The organism is Mycolicibacterium sp. 624, from assembly GCF_040548615.1.
GTDB lineage: Bacteria > Actinomycetota > Actinomycetes > Mycobacteriales > Mycobacteriaceae > Mycobacterium.
Map to the genome: position 1 here is coordinate 1,150,478 of NZ_JBEPRZ010000002.1, position 17,981 is coordinate 1,168,458.

The 17,981-nt window shown below is 66.9% G+C and carries 16 protein-coding genes; 7 read left to right on the plus strand and 9 right to left on the minus strand.

What is annotated here, in order from left to right; genetic code table 11:
- The first annotated feature begins 8 nt into the window (after positions 1–8).
- From casI to ABIA65_RS12645, 4 genes are read left to right on the plus strand one after another with little or no spacing between them, the layout of a single operon-like run.
- On the plus strand, positions 9–1,658 hold the full coding sequence (casI, locus tag ABIA65_RS12630) for a steroid-22-oyl-CoA synthetase (protein WP_354523693.1): 1,650 nt from the start codon (positions 9–11) through the stop codon (positions 1,656–1,658).
- A complete protein-coding gene (locus ABIA65_RS12635) occupies positions 1,636–3,192 on the plus strand; it encodes an FAD-binding protein (RefSeq protein WP_354523694.1) in 1,557 nt (518 codons plus the stop codon). Before casI ends, ABIA65_RS12635 begins: the two co-directional genes overlap by 23 nt.
- Positions 3,193–3,197: 5 nt before the next feature.
- Positions 3,198–4,337, plus strand: a complete 1,140-nt coding sequence (locus ABIA65_RS12640; protein WP_354523695.1) for a 3-ketosteroid-9-alpha-monooxygenase, oxygenase component — start codon at positions 3,198–3,200, stop codon at positions 4,335–4,337.
- Positions 4,338–4,347: 10 nt separating this feature from the next.
- Positions 4,348–5,067 (plus strand): DUF6597 domain-containing transcriptional factor, encoded by a 720-nt coding sequence (locus ABIA65_RS12645; protein ID WP_354523696.1) that lies wholly within the window; start codon positions 4,348–4,350, stop codon positions 5,065–5,067.
- Here ABIA65_RS12645 and ABIA65_RS12650 read toward each other — a convergent pair.
- From ABIA65_RS12650 to ABIA65_RS12660, 3 genes are all read right to left on the minus strand, one after another.
- A complete protein-coding gene (locus ABIA65_RS12650) occupies positions 5,007–5,399 on the minus strand; it encodes a VOC family protein (protein WP_241402990.1) in 393 nt (130 codons plus the stop codon). The two genes, ABIA65_RS12645 and ABIA65_RS12650, sit on opposite strands and share 61 nt — an antisense overlap.
- 103 nt (positions 5,400–5,502) lie before the next feature.
- On the minus strand, positions 5,503–6,624 hold the full coding sequence (locus ABIA65_RS12655; protein WP_354523697.1) for an NAD(P)H-dependent flavin oxidoreductase: 1,122 nt from the start codon (positions 6,622–6,624) through the stop codon (positions 5,503–5,505).
- 29 nt (positions 6,625–6,653) lie between these two features.
- The gene (locus ABIA65_RS12660; protein ID WP_354523698.1) at positions 6,654–8,306 is read right to left on the minus strand and encodes a medium/long-chain-fatty-acid--CoA/3-oxocholest-4-en-26-oate--CoA ligase; all 1,653 of its coding nucleotides are present in this window, start codon (positions 8,304–8,306) and stop codon (positions 6,654–6,656) included.
- Positions 8,307–8,398: 92 nt separating this feature from the next.
- On the opposite strand from ABIA65_RS12660, the gene ABIA65_RS12665 reads away from it, so the two are divergent.
- On the plus strand, positions 8,399–9,199 hold the full coding sequence (locus tag ABIA65_RS12665; RefSeq protein WP_241402987.1) for a crotonase/enoyl-CoA hydratase family protein: 801 nt from the start codon (positions 8,399–8,401) through the stop codon (positions 9,197–9,199).
- A gap of 123 nt (positions 9,200–9,322) precedes the next feature.
- Here the strand turns inward: ABIA65_RS12665 and ABIA65_RS12670 are convergent, their stop codons facing one another.
- The 3 genes from ABIA65_RS12670 to ABIA65_RS12680 are packed head-to-tail and all read right to left on the minus strand — an operon-like array spanning position 9,323 to position 12,785.
- Complete coding sequence (locus ABIA65_RS12670; RefSeq protein WP_241402986.1) at positions 9,323–9,697, minus strand: hypothetical protein; 375 nt, start codon at positions 9,695–9,697, stop codon at positions 9,323–9,325.
- Positions 9,697–11,160 (minus strand): APC family permease, encoded by a 1,464-nt coding sequence (locus ABIA65_RS12675; RefSeq protein ID WP_354523699.1) that lies wholly within the window; start codon positions 11,158–11,160, stop codon positions 9,697–9,699. The genes ABIA65_RS12670 and ABIA65_RS12675 overlap by 1 nt, the downstream gene beginning before the upstream one ends.
- Positions 11,160–12,785: an amidohydrolase gene (locus ABIA65_RS12680; protein WP_354523700.1), complete on the minus strand. Its 1,626-nt coding sequence runs from the start codon at positions 12,783–12,785 to the stop codon at positions 11,160–11,162. The genes ABIA65_RS12675 and ABIA65_RS12680 overlap by 1 nt, the downstream gene beginning before the upstream one ends.
- A 102-nt stretch (positions 12,786–12,887) precedes the next feature.
- Here ABIA65_RS12680 and ABIA65_RS12685 point away from each other — a divergent pair, with 102 nt between their 5' ends.
- A complete protein-coding gene (locus ABIA65_RS12685; protein ID WP_241402983.1) occupies positions 12,888–13,901 on the plus strand; it encodes a LacI family DNA-binding transcriptional regulator in 1,014 nt (337 codons plus the stop codon).
- On the opposite strand, the gene ABIA65_RS12690 is transcribed toward ABIA65_RS12685, so the two are convergent.
- The 3 genes from ABIA65_RS12690 to ABIA65_RS12700 form a co-directional block, all read right to left on the minus strand.
- Positions 13,898–15,109 (minus strand): cytochrome P450, encoded by a 1,212-nt coding sequence (locus tag ABIA65_RS12690; RefSeq protein ID WP_354523702.1) that lies wholly within the window; start codon positions 15,107–15,109, stop codon positions 13,898–13,900. The two genes, ABIA65_RS12685 and ABIA65_RS12690, sit on opposite strands and share 4 nt — an antisense overlap.
- A complete protein-coding gene (locus tag ABIA65_RS12695; protein ID WP_354523772.1) occupies positions 15,106–15,786 on the minus strand; it encodes an acetoacetate decarboxylase family protein in 681 nt (226 codons plus the stop codon). The genes ABIA65_RS12690 and ABIA65_RS12695 overlap by 4 nt, the downstream gene beginning before the upstream one ends.
- A gap of 100 nt (positions 15,787–15,886) precedes the next feature.
- Complete coding sequence (locus ABIA65_RS12700) at positions 15,887–16,918, minus strand: LLM class F420-dependent oxidoreductase (RefSeq protein WP_241402981.1); 1,032 nt, start codon at positions 16,916–16,918, stop codon at positions 15,887–15,889.
- A gap of 70 nt (positions 16,919–16,988) precedes the next feature.
- Here ABIA65_RS12700 and ABIA65_RS12705 point away from each other — a divergent pair, with 70 nt between their 5' ends.
- The gene (locus tag ABIA65_RS12705) at positions 16,989–17,981 is read left to right on the plus strand and encodes a Zn-ribbon domain-containing OB-fold protein (protein ID WP_241402980.1); all 993 of its coding nucleotides are present in this window, start codon (positions 16,989–16,991) and stop codon (positions 17,979–17,981) included.

Genomic DNA, 17,981 nt, shown 5'->3' on the forward strand with positions numbered 1-17,981 from the left:
ATTGTGTGATGGCCCGCAACGACATCGCCACCATGCTGCTCGATCGGATCGGCGATGAGCGGCTCGGGCTGCGGACCCGAGCGCAGGACTGGTCCTGGGACGAGGTGGTCCGCGAATCGGCCGCGCGCGGTGCGCTGGCCGAGGCGCTTCGGGCCGACGGGCCGTTCCACATCGGCGTGCTGTTGCAGAACGTGCCTGACTTCATCTTCTGGCTCGGCGGGGCAGCCCTGGCCGGTGCCACCATCGTGGGCATCAACCCCACCCGTGGCAGCACCGAACTGGCCGCCGAGATCCGGCACGCGGACTGCCAACTGATTGTCACCGACAGCACGGGCATGGCGCGGCTGCGCGAGCTCGACCTCGGCCTCGACGCCGACCGGTTCCTGGTGATCGACGATCCGGCGTACCTGGCAGCGGTGGCCGCGCACCGTACCGAACCCATCGGGACGAGCGCGGGTCCCGACTCACTCATGCTGCTGCTCTTCACCTCCGGTACCACCGGCGCGTCCAAGGCGGTCCGCTGCACGCAGGGACGCCTGGCGGCGGTGGCGTACGCGGCGACGGACAAGTTCGGTCACGTGCGCGAGGACGTCGACTACTGCTGCATGCCGTTGTTCCACGGCAACGCCATCATGGCGCTGTGGGCGCCAGCGCTCGCCAACGGCGCGACGGTCTGCCTCACACCGGCGTTCTCGGCGTCCGGATTCCTGTCCGACGTCCGGTTCTTCGGCGCGACGTTCTTCACCTATGTCGGTAAGGCGCTGGGCTATCTGCTGGCCACCCCCGAGGAACCGGATGACGCCGACAACACGCTGAACCGTGGCTTCGGCACCGAGGCCTCCCCTGACGATCAGGCCGAGTTCCGGCGACGGTTCGCCGCGCAGCTCTTCGAGGGCTACGGGTCCAGCGAGGGCGGCGCGGTGGCCACCGTGGTGCCCAACGCGCCCGCGGGTGCACTCGGGCGTCCCGCGCACCACGATGTGGCGATCGTCAATCCCCAGACGCTCCACGACTGCCCACGGGCGATCCTCGATCCGCACGGTCGGGTGACCAATGCCGACGCCGCGATCGGGGAGATCGTCGACAAGCGCGGATCACGCAATTTCGAGGGTTACTACAAGAACGACGGCGCCGACGCCGAGCGGGTGCGCAACGGCTGGTACTGGAGCGGGGACCTCGGTTACATCGACGAGGCCGGCTTCCTGTACTTCGCAGGGCGCCGGGGCGACTGGATTCGAGTCGATGGCGAGAACACGTCAGCCCTGGTCATCGAGCGGGTACTGCGCCGTCATCCGAGGGTGATCGCGGCAGGTGTGTACGGAGTGCCCGACCCCCGCTCGGGCGACCAGGTGATGGCGGCACTCGAGGTTGCCGATCCGGACAGCTTCGATATCGGCGCCCTGGCGAGCTATCTGACCGCGCAGAATGACCTGGGCAGCAAGGGAATTCCACGGCTCATCCGGCTCTCTGCGAACCTGCCGGTGACGGGGTCGAACAAGGTGCTCAAGCGCGACCTCCAGGCGCAGCGCTGGCATTGCGACGAACCGGTCTACCGCTGGATCGGCCGGGACCGCCCCGAATACCACCGGATGACCGATGAGGACAAGCGCGAACTTGACGATCAATTCATTCGACATGGAAGGGAAAGCCTTGTCTGACTGGGATACCGAGGTCGACGTCATCGTGGCCGGTTCTGGTGCCGGTGGGGTCACCGGCGCCTACACCGCTGCCAGGGAGGGGCTCGACGTCATTCTGGTCGAGGCGACCGAGAAATTCGGCGGCACAACCGCCTACTCCGGTGGTGGCGGCATGTGGTTTCCCGTCAATCCGGTGCTGCAGCGCGCAGGCACCGACGACACCATCGACGATGCGTTGGAGTACTACACCGCGGTGGTCGGCGACCGGACGCCGCGCGCACTGCAGGAGACCTACGTCCGCAGCGGCGCACCGCTGATCGAGTACCTCGAACAGGACGATCTGCTGAAGTTCCAACTGCTGCCGTGGCCGGACTATTTCGGCAAGGCTCCCAAGGCGCGCGCCGACGGTATGCGGCATATCGCCGCCAAGGCGCTCAAGGTGGCCGCGGCGCCGGATCTGCGTGAGTTGATCCGCGGACCGCTCGACTCTGATCGCCTCGGCACGCCGCAGCCCGACGACTACTTCGTGGGCGGCCGCGCCCTGATCGCCCGATTCCTCATCGCGACAAGGCAATACCCGCACACCTCGGCGCTATTGAATGCCGCGCTGACCGAACTGGTCGTCGAAGACGGCGCGGTGGTGGGCGCCATCGTGGAAACCGCAGGCAAGCGCACCGCCATCCGGGCGCGTCGCGGCGTGTTACTGGCCGCGGGTGGCTTCGAGAACAATGACGAGATGCGGGCGCGCTACGGCGTTCCCGGTTCCTCCCGGGACACCATGGGCCCGTGGGGCAATCAGGGCCTGGCGCATCTGGCGGGAATCGAAGTCGGCGCCGACACCGACCTGATGGATCAGGCGTGGTGGTCGCCGGGCCTGACCCACCCGGACGGACGCTCGGCGTTCGCACTGTGGTTCACCGGCGGCATCTTCGTCGACCGCGACGGCAAGAGATTCGTCAACGAATCGGCACCGTATGACCGGCTCGGCCGGGAGATCGTCGCCGCGATCGCGGCGGGGACTGTGCCGGTGCCGTACTGGATGGTCTATGACGACACCGACGGCGGCGTTCCCCCGGTGAAGGCCACCAACGTGTCGATGGTCGAGCCCGAGAAGTATGTCGCGGCCGGGCTCTGGCACACCGCCGACACCCTTGAGGATCTGGCCGCCAAGATCGGTGTGCCGCCGGACAATCTGGTCCAGACCGTCGCGCGGTTCAACGATTTCGTGGCGCAGGGCGTCGATGGGGATTTCGGCCGCGGCGACGAACCCTACGACCGGGCGTTCTCGGGAGGGGCGCCGCCGCTGTACGCCATCGCGCGTCCGCCGTTCCATGCCGCCGCATTCGGCGTCTCCGACCTGGGCACCAAGGGAGGGCTGAGGACCGACTCGGCGGCTCGAGTGCTCGATACCAGCGGCAGGGTGATCGGCGGCCTGTACGCGGCCGGCAACACAATGGCCGCCCCCAGCGGCACCACCTACCCGGGCGGTGGCAATCCGATCGGCACCAGCATGGTGTTCTCGTACTTGGCGGTGCGAGACATGATCAAGGAGTAGAGGCGATGACGGATCATATTCGCGAAATCCACACCGGCGCACCGATGACCCGGTTCGCCCGCGGCTGGCACTGCCTTGGCCTGGCGGAGTCATTCCGGGACGGTCAACCGCACGGCATCACCGCCTTCGGCACCAAACTAGTGGTGTTCACCGACTCGGCAGGCAACCTCAAGGTCCTGGACGGCTACTGCAGGCACATGGGTGGCGACCTGTCGCAGGGCACCGTCAAGGGCGACTCCATCGCCTGCCCGTTCCACGACTGGCGGTGGGGCGGTGACGGTAAGTGCACGCTTGTCCCCTATGCCAAGCGAACACCGCGTCTGGCCCGCACCCGCAGCTGGCTCACCGACGAGGTCAACGGCCAGCTGCTGGTCTGGCACGATCCCGAGGGGTCAACGCCGGCCCCGGAACTCACCCCGCCCACCATCGAGGGCTACAACGAGGGCCAATGGTCGCCCTGGCAGTGGAGTTCGATACTGATCGAGGGCGCCCACTGCCGCGAGATCGTCGACAACAACGTCGACATGGCGCACTTCTTCTACATCCACCACGCCTACCCGGCGTTCTTCAAGAACGTCATCGAAGGCCACACCGCCAGCCAGTTCATGGAGTCCAAGCCCTGTCCGGATTTCACCGCGAATCCGGAAAAGCTCTGGGAAGGAACACATCTGCGTTCCGAGGCGACATACTTCGGCCCGGCCTACATGATCAACTGGCTGCACAACGACCTCGGCCCCGGCTTCACCGTCGAGGTCGCGCTGATCAACTGCCACTATCCGGTCAGCCACAACTCGTTCCGGCTCCAGTGGGGTGTGGCTGTCCAGCAGATGGAGGGATTGCCCGCCGATAAGGCCGCCAAGCTCGCCGCCGCGATGAACCGCTCCTTCGGCGACGGTTTCCTCGAGGACGTCGAGATCTGGAAGAACAAGACGCGCATCGACAATCCGCTGCTCACTGAGGAGGACGGCGCCGTGTACCAGCACCGCCGCTGGTACGAGCAGTTCTATGTGGACCTGGCGAACGTCACCCCCGACATGACCGACCGGTTCGAGATGGAGGTGGACACCACGCACGCCTACGACGTGTGGCATCAGGAGGTGGCCGACAATCTCGCCGCCCGCGACCAGGTCGCCGCCCGGCAGTAGCCTGGGCGGTGTGGGATATCGCGAGAGGCCTGCACCCACATCTCTGCGCGGTCTGATCGAGACGACCTGGACCCTCGACGGCCCAGGTGACGCGGCGCGTGTGCTCCCGGACGGCTGCATGGATCTGATCACCATGGGTGGCCGAATCATGATCGCCGGGCCCGACACCCGCGCTCACATCAGCCATCGAGAGGCGGAGTCGTTCGCGGGCTTGCGGTTTCGCCCCGGCGTGCTGCCCCGCCTGCTCGGTGTGCCTGCCTCCGAGTTCACAGATCAGCGAGTTCCACTGGATTCACTGTGCGCCGTCACCTCTGCGCGCCTCGAGGTTGTCGTGGCAGACCTGTTGTCACGGCCCACTAGGACACAGACCTCGCCATGGGCACTGCCCGCGGTGCATCACGTCACCTCACGCCTGGCCGGGGGCGCCGCGGTCCGCGACGTCGCCCGCGAACTCGGCTGGTCGGCACGCACTCTGCAGCGCCAAAGCCTCGCCGTGTACGGTTACGGCCCCGCGACACTGCGCCGGATTCTGCGCTTTCGGCGCGCTGTGGCGCTGCTACGCGCCGGGCAGTCGACGACGACAGTTGCGGCAGTCGCCGGCTACGCCGACGAGTCGCACCTGCACCGTGAGGCGCGAGAGTTCTCCGGTGCGCCGCTTCGCGCGCTGACCTACGACAGCGCCGCGAACAGATCCACCGAGGTGCCGTCGGGGTCCTCGACCGTCGCATAGCGCTGGCCCCACGGTGCGTCGAACGGCGCCAACGTGCCGGGGTGCCCTGCCGCAGTGAGCCGTTCATAGACGGCGTCCACATCGCTGGTCGCTGCAAACCCGAACGCAACGGCCACCCGGCCCGGTCCTGTCGGCGGCGCCCATCCCGGGTGCATTCCCGCGATCACGTCTTCGGTGTCGAAGGCGAGCTTGTTGCCACCCGGTAGAGCCACCTCGACATGCGGCCCCTGGGGTTGCGGCACGTCGAGCCCGAGGAGTCGATAGAACTCGAGGGACCGGCCAATGTCATTGGCGACGATCTCGACGACCGTGGACTGCACGAGGATCTCCATGTGCACAGACGTTAAACGCCTCGCCGAGATGAGTCATGAACAAATCGGACACGTGCTCGGGTGACACCCGCCCAGCCACACGGCCGCGAACGAGGATTGGTCCCTAGTCCTCGCGGATGCCGTCGAGGCGCCTGGTCGCATCCTCGAAACCAGCCACCAGCTCGGCGATGATGTCGGCGACGGGCCGAATCTCGTTCATCCGGCCGACGATCTGACCGACGGGCATCGCGACCGTGGTCGGGTCCGACGACTCGCTCATCCGCTGATGCGCCTCGCTCACGAGGACGTTCTGCAGCGGCATGGGCAGGGGCTCCGGGGCGCCCTCGGCGTCCCAGGCGTCGGTCCACCGGCTCTTGAGCAGCCGCGCGGGCTTGCCGGTGTAGACGCGCCTGCGCACGGTGTCGCTGGAGGTCGCGGCAAGCAGCGCCTGCTGCACCACCGACACACCGCTCTCCGTCCGAACGCCGAGGTCGTACTCGGCGGCGGTGAGGAATGCCGATCCCATCCACACCCCCTGCGCGCCAAGCGCGAGGGCGGCGGCGACCTGGCGGCCGCTTCCGATACCACCCGCCGCCAGCACCGCGGTCTTACTGCCCAGCGCGTCAACGACTTCGGGCACCAGCACCATCGAGGCGATCTCACCGGTGTGGCCGCCCGCCTCGTGGCCCTGGGCGATCACGATGTCGACGCCGTTCTCGGCGTGACGCTGGGCGTGCTTGGCGCTACCCGCCAAGGCAGCCACCGGCACTCCCGCGGCGTGCACCTGGTCGATGACATCCTTGGGCGGTGAGCCGAGTGCGTTGGCGATCAGCTTGATCGGGTGTCTCAGCGCCACCTCGACGTGGCTCCGGGCAACCGAGTGCAGCCAGCCGAGTGTCCCCTCATTGCGTTCCTCACCCTCGGGCAGAGGCGGAACACCGAGATCTGCAAGGGTTTTCGCGACGAAATCGCGGTGCCCCTGCGGAATCAGCTTGTCGATGTCTACCGAGGTCCCCTCGGTCGGCACCTTGGCGGGCATAACGATGTCGACGCCGTAGGGCTTACCGTCGGTGTTGGCGTCCATCCACTGCAGGACGTCCTCGAGATCGTTGGCGTCGTTGAACCGCACGCAGCCCAACATGCCCAGTCCGCCTGCGCGGGTCACCGCCGCCGCGACCTTCTCCGACGGGGTGAAGACGAATATCGGGTACTCGATGCCGAACCGCTCGCAGAGTTCAGTACGCATCTATATCCCCCTTCGCTTCGCTCGCCTCATCAGGTGTTCGCTCCCGCGTGCTTGGCGTGCACGTCATCAGCCGGACGCTCCTCGGTCGTGTCCTTGGCCCACCGGTAGTCGGGCTTGCCCGCCGGCGAGCGCTTGACCTCGTCGACCAGCCAGAGGCTGCGTGGCACCTTGTACCCCGCAATCTCGTTGCGCACGAACGCGTCGAGTTCCGCCAGCGTCGGCTGGGCGCCGTCGCGCGGCTGCACCACGGCGGCGACGTGCTGACCGAACCGTGGGTCGGGCACACCGACAACCAGGGCGTCGAACACGTCGGGATGCCCCTTGAGCGCGGCCTCCACCTCTTCGGGGTAGATCTTCTCGCCACCGCTGTTGATGGACACCGACCCGCGGCCCAGCATCGTCACACTGCCGTCGGCCTCGACCTCGGCGTAGTCACCCGGTATCGCGTACCGCACACCCTTGATCGTCTGGAACGTCTCGGCGGTCTTCTTCTCGTCCTTGAAGTAGCCGACCGGGATGTGACCGCGCTTGGCGATGATGCCGCGCACGCCCGAACCCGGCACCACCTCATTGCCGTCCTCGTCGAGCACGACGGTGTTCTTGTCGATCGTGACGCGCGGCCCGCCGGTGTGCGACTGGCCCTTCGCGACGATGCTGGTTCCGCCGAACCCCGTCTCCGAGGACCCGATCGAGTCGGTGATGATGCGGTTGGGCAGCAGCTCCAGGAACTTCTCCTTGATGCTGGTGGAGAACAGCGCGGCGGTGCTCGCCAGCAGGAACAGCGATGACAGGTCGTAGGTGTTGCCCTCGTCCTGATGCGCAAGCAGGGCATCCAGCAGCGGACGTGCCATGGCGTCACCGGTGAAGAACAGCAGGTTCACCTTGTGCTCGTGGATCATCCGCCACACCTCGTCGGCGTTGAACTCCGGTGCCAGCACCACGGTCTGACCGGAGAACAACGACATCCAGGTGGCCGACTGCGTGGCGCCGTGGATCATCGGCGGGATCGGCAGCCGAATCATCGGCGGGTTGGCGACCGCCTGCTTGGACAGGTCGTACTCGTCGGCGATGGGCTCGCCCGTCGCGAAGTCGGTGCCGCCGAACAGCACCCGGTAGATGTCCTCGTGACGCCACATCACGCCCTTGGGGAAGCCCGTGGTGCCACCGGTGTAGAGCAGGTAGATGTCATCGGCGCTGCGCGGACCGAAGTCACGCTCGGGCGAGCCCTGCTCCAGCGCGGAGTAGAACTCGACGCCGCCGTAGCGCTGGTAGTCGTCATCGCTGCCGTCCTCGACCACCAGGATGGTCTTGACGTTCGGAGTCTCGGGCAGCACGTTGACCACGCGGTCGGCGTACCGACGCTCGTGCACCAGCGCCACCATGTCCGAGTTCTCGAACAGGTAGCGCAGTTCGCCCTCGACATAGCGGAAGTTGACGTTGACGAGGATCGCGCCCGCCTTGACGATGCCGAGCATCGCGATGACGATCTCGATGCGGTTGCGGCAGTAGAGGCCGACCTTGTCGTCCTTCTTGACGCCCTGATCGATGAGGTAGTGGGCGAAGCGGTTCGCCTTCTCCTCCAACCCGGCATAGGTGAGCTGTTCGTCGCCCGAGATCAGGGCGACACGGTCAGGCACGGCGTCGATCGCGTGCTCGGCAAGATCGGCAATATTCAGGGCCACAGAACCTAAACTAGAACGTGTTACATTTTTGTTCAAGCAGCACAGTGAGACAAGGTCTTTTCTATGGCTACGACGCTGGAAGGCGGATCCCCTTGACCGAGTCCGAAAAGAGCCCCGACGCCCTCATTGAGCAGCGGGGACACACCCTGATCGTGACGCTCAATCGCCCCGAGGCGCGCAACGCACTCAGCGGCGAGATGATGCGAATAATGGTCGAGGCGTGGGACCGCGTCGACGAGGATCCCGAGATCCGCACCTGCATCCTGACCGGCGCGGGTGGCTACTTCTGCGCGGGCATGGACCTCAAGGCCGCCACCAAGGCGCCGCCAGGGGACGCCTTCAAGAGCGGCGCCTACGACCCGTCGAAGATCGAGGGTCTGCTCAAGGGCCGCCGGCTGCGCAAGCCGCTGATCGCCGCGGTCGAGGGCCCCGCGATCGCCGGTGGCACCGAGATCCTGCAGGGCACCGACATCCGCGTCGCGGGTGAGAGCGCCAAGTTCGGCATCTCCGAGGCCAAGTGGAGCCTCTACCCGATGGGCGGTTCCGCGGTGCGGCTCCCCCGCCAGATTCCGTACACCATCGCGTGTGATCTGTTGCTGACCGGACGACACATCACGGCCGCCGAGGCCCTGTCCTACGGGCTCATCGGATACGTCGTGCCCGACGGCACCGCGCTGGACAAGGCCCTCGAGATCGCCGAGGTGATCAACAACAACGGTCCGCTCGCGGTGCAGGCGATCCTGAAGACCATTCGCGAGGCCGAGGGCCTGCACGAGGAAGAGGCCTTCAAGCCCGACACCGCCAACGGCATCCCGGTGTTCCTTAGCGATGACGCCAAGGAGGGCCCGCGGGCGTTCAAGGAGAAGCGGCCCCCGAACTTCCAGATGAAGTAGGCCCTCTCCTCGGCGTCGACGCCGCTGCTCTCGTTTGTGAATCTGACGACGTTATCCGGCGGATTTCGTCGTCAGATTCACAAACGAGGGACGTCGTAGCGCGGCAGGTGGGTGCGCCGCCGGTCAGAACACCACCGTCACGGCGGTGATCAGGTAGCCCACCGTCAGCATGACGAACCCGGCGCGGTCGAGCCAGTTCAGCGGTCGGCAGTCGGCGAGCGACGGCCTCCACGCCAGCGGGAAGAACAGCAGCGGCGCGATCCAGGATCCCGCGATGATCAGAACCGTCGCCACGGCCGGCAGCTGCAGATTCGCGGCACCGAGCGCGACAAGGATGGCGCCCATGATGAGAAGGTCTAGATGACCTTGCCGGATGCGCCGGGTGTCGGTCATCCGCAGCCGGGTTCGCCAGCGATCCGAGCCGGCCGCCACCATCAGCCAGCCGGTCAGCACGCCAGCGGTGAGCTCGAGAACTCCCGCGACGACGAGCGCGTTCATCAACCCACGCTCGTGGGCTCATCCGGACGTACCGTCGCGAGCTGCTGATAGGTCTCGGGCTGACGAGCCCGCAGGATGCGCGCGACAACCAGTCCCGCGATGAATGTCACGGGGAGCACCAGGATGAGCGCCGCGTTGGTGGCGGCCCCGGCCCCGGTGAGCAGGTCGTAGTTGATGACGATGAGTATCAGTGTGCCGGTCAGCGCCACGGTGGCGACGGCGGGGGCGATGAGTCGAGTGAAGACACCGTGACCGTGGGGATCCCGCCGGAAGAAGGCCACGACCGCGGCCGAGCACAGTGCCTGCAGACCGATGATGCCCGGGATGCCGATCGCGTTGAGCCAGATGAACGTGTGGGTGTAGGGATCGGCGCCGGCAAGCGCGAAGGCCACGACGATGACGCCCGCGACAGCGGAGACGGTGAGGCTGGCCACGCCGGGCGAGCCGGAGCTCGAGCGGCGGGCGAGCGGGGACGGCAGCGCATGCTCTGAGGCCAGGGCCGACAGATAGCGCGCGCTTGCGTTGTGGAAGGCCAGCGCCGCGGCCAGCGCGCTGGTGACGATCAGCACGTGCATGGCGTTGGCAACGGGTGCGCCCACCCATTGTTCGGTTGCGGTGAAGAACATGCCGGTCGGATCCTCAGTCGCCACCACGACGGCTTGCTCCGGGCCGTAGGCCATGATCGCCGCCCACAGCACGACGGTGTAGAACAGCGCGAGGAATCCGACGGCGATGAAAGTCGCCTGCGGCACAGTGCGTTTGGGATCCTTGGCTTCCTCGCTGTAGATCGCCGTCGACTCGAATCCGAGAAACGCTCCGAACGCCAGCACGAACAGCGCGCCGACTCCGGCACCGAACACGTTGCCCGGGTTGAAACTGCCGAAACTGAGGCCCTCGGCACCGCCCTGGAAGATGATCGGCACCGCGAACACCACCAGCACCAGGACCTCCAGGCCCAGCAGCACTCCGAGCACTTTGGCGCTGAGCGTGATGTTCAGGTAGCCGAGGACACCGACGGCGAGCCAGCCGACAACCGCCCAGATCTGCCACGCGATGTCCACACCGGTCAGTGACAGCACGGTGTCGTGGGCGAACACCCCTATCGCGGGGACGAAGCTGACGGCGATGAGGACATAGGACAGCACCGCGACGAACGCCGCGCCCAGTCCGACGGTACGGCCGAGCCCGCGCGAGATGTAGGCGTAGAACGCGCCGGGGTTGTCGACGTGCCGGCTCATTGCGGTGAACCCAACGGCGAACACCGCCATCACGATTCCACCAAGCAGATATCCGCCGGGCGCACCGACTCCGCCGAACATCACGGCCAGTGGTGCGACACCGGACATCACCGCGAGTGGCGCAGCGGCCGCGACGACGAAGAAGACCAGTCCCCACACTCCGATCGATCGGCGGGGTGCCGAACGGGCGGTTGGCGGGGCCGGTGCGCTGGTGCTGTCGGTCATCAGACGTCCTCTCGGTGAACGATCTCGCCGTCGACGACGGTGAGCGGAATCGGTAGGTCGATCAGATCGTCGGCGGACACCCGCACGGGATCTTCGGCGAAGGCCGTCAGGTCGGCCCTGGCCCCCACCCGGATTCGGCCACGGTCGGTGTCGCCGAGGGCATCGGCCGCCCAGGCGGTGTAGCCAAGCAGGGCCTGTTCACCCGAAAGCCGTTGGTCCGGCTCGAATACGTGTCCGTCGCGGTCGCCGGGACGGCGACGCAACCGGGCCCAGGCCATCCCGTATCTGGGATCGGAATCCGCGACCGGCCAGTCCGAGCCGAGGCATACCGGAGCGCCTGCGGCGATGACGTCGGCGACCCGGAAGGCCTGGGCCGCGCGGCGGCGTCCGAGTCGCCGGGCGAACGAGTCGCTGTGGTCGGCTTGGCGCCACTGCATGTGCAGCGGCTGCATCGACGCGGTGATCTGCAGGTCGGCAAGCCGTTTCACGTCGTCGTCCTCGAGTAGCTCCAGGTGCTCCAACCGGTGCCGCACCGTGCCGCCGCCACCCACATCTCGATAGCAGTCCAGGACGAACGCGACGGCCTGGTCGCCGACCGCATGGATCGCGAGTTGTATTCCTGCCGCGGTGTATTGGGCGATCACGTCCCGAAGGCGTTCGGGGTCCGGCCAGAATGGATGCGATCCGCACCCGCAGGTGTCGAGCTCGCGCAGCCATGCGGTTCCGGTGTCGATCACGCCATCGCTGAAGATCTTGATCAGTCCGGAGCGCCAGCGTCGGCCGCCGCGCGCGGCGAGCTTGATGAACTCGGCGACTCCGGCGTCGTCGCGGTCGGGGTGATGCCAGAGCGCGGTGACGAGTCGCACCGACAGCCGACCCGCATTGTCGAGTGCGGCGTACGTGTCGAGGTCGGCGGCGCTGGCGTCCATCACCACACCGCCGGTCACACCAAATCGGTTGAGCTTGCCAAGAACACCGGCCAGTCGATCCAAGACCGCGGCCGTATCCGTCTCCGCGTGCGCCGTGGTCAGGGGTTGGTACGCCGAGGGTTCCTTGAGTTCGCCGGTCGGCAGACCCGCGTCGTCGACGACGACGGCCGCAGCGTCGGGGAAGGTCTCGCGGCCGGTCAGCCCGCTCTGTCGGATCGCCTCCGTCGAGATCATGGCGGTGTGCAGGTCGTAGAAGACACCGATGAGGGGCCGGCCACTGACCGCCTCGTCGATCAGATCGGCGCGGATGCCGGTTGGCGAGAACGCGGCGTAGTCGAGGTTCCAGGCGCGGATCCACTGGTCGGCCGGTGTCCGCGCGGCCTCCGCCCGCAACGCGGTGCGTACCTGTTCGAGGGTGGTGCACCCGGCCAGGTCGGCCCCCCGGGACAGCTCGGCGCCCCAGGCCGGGTGGATGTGGGAGTCGATCAGTCCCGGTGTCAGTGCCGCGCCGCGCAGGTCGATCGGGTCGGCCCCGGCGGGGGCGACGGCCAGCACCTCGGCGGTGGTGCCGACGGCGGTGATCATCCCGTCGGCCCAGCTGACCGCCTCGGCCGTTGGCTGACCGGCGTCCAGGGTGCGGATGTCGGCGTTCACGATCAACCCCGAACCGGATGTGATGGGCAGCACATGTTCCATGGGGAGGAATCGTAGACCCAAATCGATTTGGGTCAAGCCCTTACCGATTTGGGCAGCTCTTTCAAGGCATTTCCGAGGGGTCGCGCAGAGTAAAGTGAGCCCGTGGCCCGTGCCCGAGTGACCATCCGCGATGTGGCCGATGCCGCCGGGGTCTCGGCCACCACGGTCTCTCACGCGCTCAATGGCAAGGGCGAGGTCAGCGCGGTAACCATCGAACGCGTGCGGGCCGCGGCGCACCGGCTCGGCTACCGGCCGAGCGCGACAGCCCGGGCTCTGCGGCGCGGCCGGACCGGGTCGCTGGTCCTCATCCTGCCGCGCGAGGACGGCCGGGAGGTCGCGCGTCAGATCGTGGCGCTCGACTACTACATGGCCATCGCCGCCACCGCGGCGTCGGCGGCCTTCGAGCACGAGCGGGCGCTCATCCTCCCGCCGGAACTCACCACCGCGGAGGAGTGGGAGGCGATCAATCCCGACGGGGTCCTCCTGTGCGACCCGATCGCGTCCGATCCGCAGATCGATCTCCTCGAGGGCATCGGAATTCCCGTCGTGTCCATCGAGCGCGACGCGGGCAGGCCCGATCGCGCCCATTACGTGGCCGGCGACAACGCGGCCAACACTCGGCTGGTCCTGGAACATCTGCGGGCTCAGGGTGCGCGCCGCATCGCCTTGCTCACGACGGCATGGACCCGAGCCTGGTCGATCGACATCGACGAGGCGTACGCGGCGTGGTGCAAGGAGACGGGATCCCCGGACCTGAGAGTGCGGGTGCCGGTGCAATTCGACCATCGCGCCGGCTACCAGGCCGCCTGCCGATTGCTTGACGGCCCCGAACCTCCGGATGCCATTTACGCAACGGCCGAGGGCTACACGAACGGTGTCGTGACCGCGTGCCGCGAACGGGGACTACGCATCCCGCAGGACGTTCTGGTGGTCGGTGGTATCGACGGCCGGGAGGCCCGTGAGAGCGAGCCGGCGGTCACCGCCCTCGACTTGCACCCCGATCGGCAGGCCGAGGCGGCGGTGGAACTCCTGATCGATCGCATCGACGGCCACGACGTACGGGGACCCGTCTATGTGCCAAGCACGCTACGGGTGCGCGCAAGTTCAGCGCGCTAGTCGAGGACCCTCTTGGTCGGCGTGAAGACCACCGGCATGCCCTCGGGTCCGCTCACGAAGTTGGCCGCGCGCAGGGGCACCTCGGCTCCGTCGGCCAGGCGTAGATCGGGCAGCCGCTTGAGGATTCGGCTGGTCATCAATGAGAGCTCCAGGCGAGCCAGCTGATTTCCCATGCAGAAGTGCGTGCCGAATCCGAACGCCAGGTGGCTGTTGGGCTGGCGATCGATGCGGAAGTTCTCCGGGTCGCCGAAAACGCTCTCGTCGAAGTTGGCGGACTCGAACATCAGCATGATCTTCTCGTCCTTGCGCAGCTCTGTGCCGTGAAACTCGGTGTCGGCAGTCAGAGTTCGGCACATGTTCTTCACCGGCGAGGTCCAGCGCAGCATCTCCTCGATGGCACCGGGCAACCGATCGGGATCGGCCACCAGCGCGTCCCATTGATCGCGGTGGCGCAGTAGCTGTTCGGTGCCGCCCGACAGCGTGTGACGGGTGGTCTCATCACCACCGATCAGGATCAGCAGGGTCTCCATGACGATCTCCACGTCGTCCATCCGCTGTCCCTCGACCTCGGAGTTGACCAGGATGGAGAACAGATCGTCTGTGGGCTCTGAGCGCCGCTTGGCGATGACGTCCATGGTGAACGCGGTGTAGGCGGCGAAGGTATCCATGACCTTCTGCATGGTGAGTTCGTCGATGTGCGAGCTGAGCCCGCAGACCAGGTCGTCGGACCACTGCAGCAGCATGTCGCGGTCCGTGGGTGCGACACCGAGCATGTCGCCGATCACCGCCATCGGCAGCGGCGCCGCGATGTCTCGGACGAAGTCGCACTCGCCGCGTTCACACACCGCGTCGATCAGGGTGTCGCAGAGGTTCTCGATCGAGGGCAGCTTGTCCATCACCCGCTTGCGGGTGAAGCCGGCGTTGACGAGCTTGCGCCGCAACAGGTGTGCGGGGTCGTCCATGTCGATCATGTAGGGCATGCCGGGCTGATCGGGCCTGATGCCGCCCGCGCTGGAGAACAGCTCGGGATTGCGCTCGGCGTCCAGCACCGCCGCGTAGCTCGCCGCCGCGGCCTGCCCGTTGCGATCCCGAAACACCGGCTCGTTGGCCCGCATCCAGCGGTAGGCCTCGCGCGCCTTGCCGTCGGCGTAGAAGCGGCCGTCTGCGAGGTCGACGTCGGGCCGAGTGTTGGCAAGAACCGTTGTCATGCAATCTCCTTGGCGTCGCCGAATGTCATCTCGACGTTGTCGGCTGAACTCGAAATCATCGCGCGTTTGGGGAAGCCTAGTGACGCGAGCTCGGCGGCGTAGGCATGTTGGCCAAGCCGGACTGTTGCGCCACCGAGTCGGTAGCGGACGCCGGAAAGTGTCATCTCCCCTGCGGTTTCGCGAGTGACGCCGTCGAGATGCGAATAGGTCGGATGCACCTGCGGCTTGGAGGTGAACCTCGACGGCACGGGCAGTCCGGGCCGGAAGTCGATCCCCACCGCGAACTGACCATCGATGGTCACGTCGAACCCGAAGTGGTGGCCATCTGTGACGGTGAAGTCCGCCATCACCTTCGGGTAACCCCAGATCGATCGCCCCGCCTCAAGAGTGAACGCCTGGTCCACGGGCAGGTGATGAATGAAGGCGCCAGCCGACTGCAGCGCGCGCATGCCGCTTTCGTTCGACCCCGGCGGATTCACCATGATGTTGGTGCCGTACTCGAGGTACTCCCCCAGGTCGCCGTCGATGTAGCGCATGAGCATGAGAACCGCGACGGCACGGTTGGGCCGGTAACGGCAGACCCGCAGACCGCTGTAGTCGATCATCGCTTGCGCGGCATCAGCGTCGACCGAGAACATCGCCATGTGTTGCGTGGCCGCCCGAATCTTGACCGGCATGGTGAGGACCGTGCCGGCAATGGTGTGCTGCGAGGGAGTTATGGCGTCGGTCACACGCCAAATCTAGAACGTGTTCTAGACAACTGCAAGAAAGTGTCTACTAGACCAGCGCGGCGAGGTCCCGGATCTGCTCGGGTGAGCGGGCACCGACGACCATCATGGTGACGCCAGAGGCCTCCCACGCCTTGATCTGCTCCTTGACGTAGTCGAGGTTGCCCACGATCGCCGAGTCGTCGACGAGTTCGTCGGGGATGACCGACGCGGCCTGGTCCTTGCGATTGCTGCGGAACAGGGCGGTCACCTCGTCGACGACCTCCGAATAGCCCATTCGGCGGTAGACGTCGGCGTGGAAGTTGGTGTCCTCAGCCCCCATGCCGCCCATGTAGAGCGCCAGGTGCGGCTTCATCAGCTCCATGACACCGGCCCGGTCGTCGGTCACGACCACCTGCGCTGTCGCGCAGATCTCGAAGGTCTCGCGGGTGTGCCGGGCACCGGGCCGCGCGAAGCCCTCATCGAGCCACTCGTTGTACATGTCGGCGATGCGCGGACTGTAGAAGATCGGCAGCCAGCCGTCGCAGATCTCGGCGGCCAGCGCCACGTTCTTGGGCCCCTCGGCGCCGAGCATGACGGGGATGTCGGCGCGCAGCGGATGCGTTATCGGCTTGAGGTTCTTACCCAGCCCCGTGGTGCCCTCACCCGTCAGCGGCAGGGGGTAGTGCGGGCCGTCGCTGTGCACCGGGGCCTCGCGCGCCCACACCTGGCGCAGGATGTCGACGTACTCGCGGGTGCGGGCCAGTGGCTTGGGGAACTTCGCCCCGTACCAACCCTCGACGACCTGCGGGCCCGACACCCCGAGACCGAGGATGTGCCTGCCCCCGGAGAGGTGATCCAGCGTCAGCGCGGCCATGGCGCACGCCGTCGGCGTGCGCGCCGACAACTGGATGACCGAGGTTCCGAGCCGCATGCGGGTGGTCTCGCGTCCCCACCACGCCAGTGGTGTGTAGGCGTCGGACCCCCAGGCCTCCGCGGTGAAGACCGTGTCGAAGCCCGATTCCTCGGCGGTGGCCACCAGTTCCGCGTGGTTCGTCGGGGGCTGCGCGCCCCAATATCCCAGCTGCAGACCCAACTTCATGAGAGCCAACCTTCCCGGGCTGGTGAGCCCGTCCTTGCGACGATTGTTAGAACCTGTTCTACTCGATGCCGTGAGCGCCAGCCAAAGCAGTCCGGCCCAGATCGACGGCCACGAGTCTCCACTTTCGGCTCCCCTGAAGCTGTCATTCGACTACACCCGTTCAGTAGGTCCGGTACTCGGTCGTTTCTTCACCGAACTACGCGGCCGACATGTCGTCGGTGTGCGCGGCTCGGATGGCCGGGTGCACGTACCTCCTGCTGAGTATGACCCGGTCACCTACGCGCCCCTGAACGAGGTCGTTCCGGTGGCCAGCGTCGGAACGGTGGTGTCGTGGACGTGGCAGCCCAACCCGCTGGAGGGGCAGCCGCTGCGCCGTCCGTTCGCCTGGGCACTGATCACACTCGACGGAGCCGACACCCCGCTGCTGCACGCGGTCGACGCCGGGACGCCCGACGCGATCAGCACCGGCGCCAGGGTGCACGTGCACTGGGCCGACGAGCCGATCGGTGCCATCACCGACATCGCGTACTTCGAACTCGGTGAGGACGCCGAGGAGGTCCCCGACGCGGCCGATGACCGGGACCCGGTCACCATGCTCGTCTGCCCGAGCAACCTCGAGATCCAGCACACCGCATCCCTTCCCGAGAGCACGTTCCTGCGTGGGCTCGAGGAGGGCAAGCTGCTCGGGGCCCGCTCCGGGGACGACGGCAAGGTGTACTTCCCGCCCAAGGAGGCGGATCCGGGGACTGGCCAGGCACTCGATCAGTTCGTCGAGCTGCCCGACCGTGGCACGGTGACGACGTTCGCCATCATCAACATCCCGTTCGCCGGCCAGCGCATCAAGCCGCCGTACGTCGCGGCCTACGTCCTGCTGGACGGTGCCGACATCCCGTTCCTGCACCTGATCCTCGAGATCGATGCCGCGGACGTGCGGATGGGCATGCGGGTGGAGGCCGTGTGGCGGCCCCGCGATGAGTGGGGCCTTGGCATCGACAACATCGAGTACTTCCGGCCGACGGGTGAGCCCGACGCCGACTACGACACCTACAAGCACCACCTCTAA